The sequence below is a fragment of the Bradyrhizobium viridifuturi genome, assembly GCF_001238275.1.
Classification (GTDB): domain Bacteria; phylum Pseudomonadota; class Alphaproteobacteria; order Rhizobiales; family Xanthobacteraceae; genus Bradyrhizobium; species Bradyrhizobium viridifuturi.
The window spans coordinates 1-5,206 of the sequence record NZ_LGTB01000102.1 but is presented as its reverse complement, the minus strand read 5'-3'; the positions used below and the strand labels follow the sequence as shown (position 1 = coordinate 5,206).

Genomic DNA, 5,206 nt, shown 5'->3' with positions numbered 1-5,206 from the left:
ACTGCCGACTCCATTCTCCAGAAACTCGCGCGACTTTGTCAGCGAATTTGCCGGACAGAACACTAGGTCGCGCGTGCCACGTTCATGTGGGGCACCTCTGCCGTTTCGAGATGGCCGCGCCTGGCTCGGCGCGTTTGAATTGTCGGACGAGGTTGATACAACAGCACTGAGCAGGGCGAGCTTCGCCTGGCTCGAGGGGTGTGCCCACTCGAGGCGAAGAGACTGTTCATACCGATCAGTGCGCGCGATATCGACAATCAACCTTGTAAGCGGCAAGGTCACGGTTGCGCTCCCATGACCTTGGCCGGTATCCGGTCCGCGCTCGCCTCGCCGCAAAGATGGGCATGCAGCGCGACCACGCATTGATCCGCGCTCCTGTTATTACGCTTTCCCGGGACGATGGTGAGATCGGCAAGTTGATAGAACGGTTCGCGATCGCGGATCAATTGCGTGATCTTGTCCTCCCGGTCCTCGGTCTGCAACAGCGGGCGGGTCGTGTCACGAGCAAGGCGCTTCCTGATCTCACCCGCGTCGGTATTGAGCCAGATCGAGACCCCTTTCTCGGCGACGCGGCGCCGCGTCTCCTCACGCATGAACGCGCCGCCACCAGTGGCGAGCACCGTGGGTCCCCGCTCGAGACACTCCGCGATCAAACTCGCCTCGAGGTCTCTGAAGCACTGCTCCCCTTTGGTCGAAAAAATGTCCGTGATCGACATGCGAGTCATCGCCTCAATCTTTTTGTCGGAGTCGATGAAAGGCAGCCCTAGTCGTCGCGCAAGATGTGGGCCAATAGTGGATTTGCCGGAGCTGGGCATGCCGACGAGCACGATCGGCCGGCCGTCGAGGGCCGCGACAACCTCCTTTGCGGTCGGTGATCGCTCGAACGTCCCTGTTTGTCGGCTAGATCGCAGCGCAAAGCCAGCGCCGACGCCAGCTGTACGCGCCTCTTCGATTGAAAAGTGGGGAATGTTTTTGACACCATCGGGTATCGCAACTTCTCTGCAGACCTCGCGCACGCGCTGCGTGAGCTGCTCTATCTTACGGTCATCCGGTGCATCGCTTCTGCGCAGTCGCTGGAGCTCCTTATAAGTATCGTGATTGGCAATTTTGGCTTTGTAGCTGGCCGGCGTATGAAACTCCGCCTCGAAGTGGTAACCATCCGGCGTGGCGAGCACAGTCTTGATGCCGACAAAGGTCGGAGCGTTCATCCTGAACCAGTTTGCTGTGCTGATTTCGGTGTAGCCTTGCTTCTCAAACGACAGAATGGCTTTCCGGAAGGCCTTTGCAAAATCCTTATCGGACACTTCGAAGACATGGCGCACGGCGTTGCTGATCAGCTGTGAGGCGCCTTCGGGGACATCATTCACAACCATAAGCTGGTCTCTGAGGGAGCTTTCTGTCTTCAATCGACGGCCGAGATGGGGCATCTTCACATCGATGCCCGTTTGTCGGAGATCCTCGGCAACCTGAAGCGCCGCTGCAGTGATCGCTTTCTCTTCGACTGCGGCGCGCGCCACCTCGGTTTGGGCGCGCTCCGAGGCCAGTTCGCGAGTTAGCGTCAATTTGACGGCAGTATCCTCGGCAGGCTGCCGGTCAAAGGGGCGAGGCAGAATCCCTTTCTCCGCAGCAAGATTGATCGAGGCCTCCATGATTGAAGCCGCCAATGTGGGATTGTCCTTCAGATCCTCCAAAGTCGTGTCGACATTGAACATCCCGTGATTAAGGGTCGCCGCCATGCTCTTGACATAGGGCACCGACTTCAGGCCCGGCGCCTGCTGCAGGAGGCTCTGGAGCCGTTGGCTTTTCTTCATAAACAGCTGGACGCTGGTGTCGGATTTAAAGGCGTCCGTTCCGACCTTGATGCCGAGGCTCAAGAGGTTGCCTGCGCTTTGCACGAGGTCATCGGCAATGTACCCATCCGGCCGTGGACTGATGCGCGGAGGACAATTGTCGAGCAGGGCCTGGATACGCTCGCGCGGGTGAGTGGCAGCCGGATAGGTCTCCGCCAGGTTTGGGAAAAGCTCTGTAAGCGCCGGGCTCACCGTCAGCTTGGTATCGCGCGCGCTTTCGACCGTTTCGGGCAGCACCTGCTCATCCATGCTTGCTGCCCATGCCTCAAGCTCGGTGACGAGGAACTCGGCAATTTCGTGGGCGACTGCATGATCTGCAAGCTTGATCTCGGGCCTCGCTCTATCGAGCATGTGCTCGACATCCTGGGCGCTCACCTGCTCCTGGGTCAGCAATTGACGGATGTCGCGATGAAGTTCGTGATGAAACCCCTCGAAAGTTCCAAACACTGCGCGCTCGGCAAACCAACGCCGTGCTTGATGGGATTGCGCCAGAAAACTCCGCTGCAGGCCGCTATAAGTCTCCAAAGTATCCCGCGTCGCCGCGAGGATCTGGCTGGCACGACTGAATTTGTAATCATTGCCCTCGATTGCCGGCGTATGCGACTTTGGTGGCTTGAGCGAGCGAACCCCGCGGGCTTGCTCCTTGTCATCGAACAGGCGAACATGCTCATAAAACTGCGGCCGGTCACCGACGATCACAATCGTATCTCCGTCGAAATCGCCGTCGAGCTTTATCTGCTCACCGGTCGGGACGGCGACCAACGAACCCGGAGCAAACACCTCGGTCGCCTGCAGGATGCCGACGCAGTCGACCAGCGTGTCCGCCTTGACGCGGTCCTTGCCCTCGGTCCAGCTCGAATGGCACTTGACGTCCTCAGCCGACATCACCAGGCCACGATCGGCGTAGTCGGCCGGCCACAGCTCGTCCGGCACCACGATCAGAATGCCTTTGGCAAAGAAGCTCGGATCGTCGGCCGCCAGTTGCTCCCGCGACTTCTCAGCGACGCTGAAACTGTATTGCATGGCCACGCATCTATCGAGGAATGCCGCAGTCGGGTCCCCATCAGCGGCTGACTTGACGCGTTCGTGGGCAAGCGGGCGCAGGTTGGGATTGTCATAGGGAGACCGCCCGATCAGCACGCCCCCCGTTCCCGTCAACGTCTCGCTCTTGCGCTGTGACACATGGAGATAATCGTCACTGGACGGGACGGCAACCGCGCCGGAACCGTCGATGTGGCCTGCTGTCACCATACGAAACAGATGCTCGCCTATCAGGCTTTCTCCTCCTCTGCTCTCCAGCCAAGCCTTGGCTTTCTCGCGCGCCTCGCCTGCCACTCGCTCACTACGCGGATAATGTTGCAGCGCCGAGGCCGGTACGAACGATCTGCTTGCTTCGCCATAGGCCGGCATCCGATCGGGACCTTCCTTCGGGCCGGCACGGCGAACGGCGAGCATACGCTCGGCGAGTGAGGCCTTGATGAAGCCACAGCCGTCATGCGGTCGCAGAGCAATCGGGCCTTCCGGTCCGGTCAGTCTGAAGGGATGCGCCACGTTGGCCGGGCGGTCTGGCGCCAGCAACAGCTTGAAAGCGCCCTCGAGCGCGTAGTCGTGAGGGCCGAGATCCTTGATTGCGGGGGGCGCCGCAAATCCCCTACGCTGAGTGTACCAATAAGCCTCTTTGAAGGGCGCCCAGGCGCGCATCAGCTTCTCGAAAGACGTGCCCGGAGCTGTTTCGGCATAGGGAATGGCGAGCAGCTTTCCTCCCGAAGGTGCTATTGCCGGCTTGGCTGGAGCACGGGCGGCGATTTCGAGCACGGTCGGTTTTGGTGCCTTCAACTTGCTGCCGCCGAACAGGTCCATGCGGTAGGGCACCCCCTTATACGTGAACGTGCGCGCCAGCATGAGGGCGCTCGGCTTTGCTGGCAGCTGGACGGCGACCACCTCGATCGCCCCTGAGGTCAGCCGATGAAAGATCGAGTATCGTGTCTCGGGATCTGTGGCCAGCGGCCGTCCCTGCATGTCCACCACCGGCAACCGCATCAGACCAGCCTTGCCCTGTGGGGGCCTCGGCTCGTGATCCATGGCTCGCAATACCTCGTGAACATCGAATATGGACGCAGGATATTTGTCTTGGATCGTTGCGGCGTTCTGCTCGACGAATGCGTCCAGCGCATCGACCGGGCTCTCTGCCTCGATTTGCGCGATCAGGTTCCAGCTCATGTTGGAAAGACCGCCCTGGATGAGGTCGCGCGTCCTGGCCAGGGTCTCTTTGGTACCGTGCCGGAGCTCTTGCTGCCTCTTGCGCAAATCGGCCTTCTTGCCCTCGATATCCGGTCGCTTGAACATGTTCGCCAGGACCGCACGAGCTTTCATCATCTGATAGATCGAGAGCGCAGGACCGCGACTGGCGAGCGGCCCACGGGTTCGCTCTGCCGCGCTTGCATTGAAGTGCGCCGCAATCTTTTGCTCCACGACCGGCTGGAGATCGTTCAGCAAGTGGAGAGCCACTCTGCGGTGCCAGCGCAGGTGCGCGCTGCGCGCCAGCGGCACCAGCGCGGCACAGAGATTGCCCATGGTTTCGAGATTATTCTCAGCGGCAAAACCAGGGGCACGATGCAGTTCGTTGAGCCGATCCAACCCGGTCGGGGCGAGTGAGCCCAGATCCTCGAACAGCCGAGCCTTCGACAAGGCCTTGAAAACGCTGGCTATGGTCCGAACATCGCTCTGCTCCAGCCGATCATTGTCATAGTGAAGGTGATGGGCCAACTGATGCAAACGATCCTTCAGCAGAGCGGTCTCTGTGATCTCGCCCGCCTCCTCTCCTCTCACGATACTTCGCCCCAGGGCATTGGCGATCATGCCGAACTGAGGCGTCGTGAAGGTACCGAAGCGTTGGCCTGCCCGGCCTAGTCCGCGTGCGACATCCACCAGCGCCCGGTGACACGCTGCGTCGTCGGGCCACTTGCTGAAGCCATTTATCAGATGTGCCATCTGCTGCGGCGTGAAATCGGAGAGCGGGCGGCGACCGACCTCACCCGCGATTACGGCCGCGGCTTGGCAAGTGCCCGGGTCTTCCGACCACTTGCTGAATCCGTTCACCAGATTCGCCAGCGCCTGCTGAGTAAAATGGGAGAGTTGATCGCCACGGCGGCGGACCTCACGAGCGATCGCGACCGTCGCTTGGCCCGCAGATGCTTCCTCGGGCCATTTGCTGAAACCGTTCGCCAGGTTCGCCAGCGCCTGCGGGTCAAAACGCAAGAGCTGGGACGGCACCTGACCTGCGATTGCGACGGCAGCCTCGCGACAGCCTCGCCGCGTCCGGCCATTTGCTGAAACCGTTCACCAGGTTCGCCAGC

The 5,206-nt window shown here is 60.7% G+C and carries 2 protein-coding genes; both read right to left on the bottom strand.

The annotated features are described in order from the left end of the window. Nucleotides 1-282: hypothetical protein (locus ALC15_RS45720; protein WP_210168631.1), on the bottom strand; the 282-nt coding region annotated here is incomplete at its 3' end. Further along, entirely contained in the window at nucleotides 279-5,123 is a 4,845-nt protein-coding gene (locus ALC15_RS45330) for a shikimate kinase (protein WP_050632124.1), read from the bottom strand. The genes ALC15_RS45330 and ALC15_RS45720, both read right to left, overlap by 4 nt. Nucleotides 5,124-5,206: the final 83 nt, after the last annotated feature.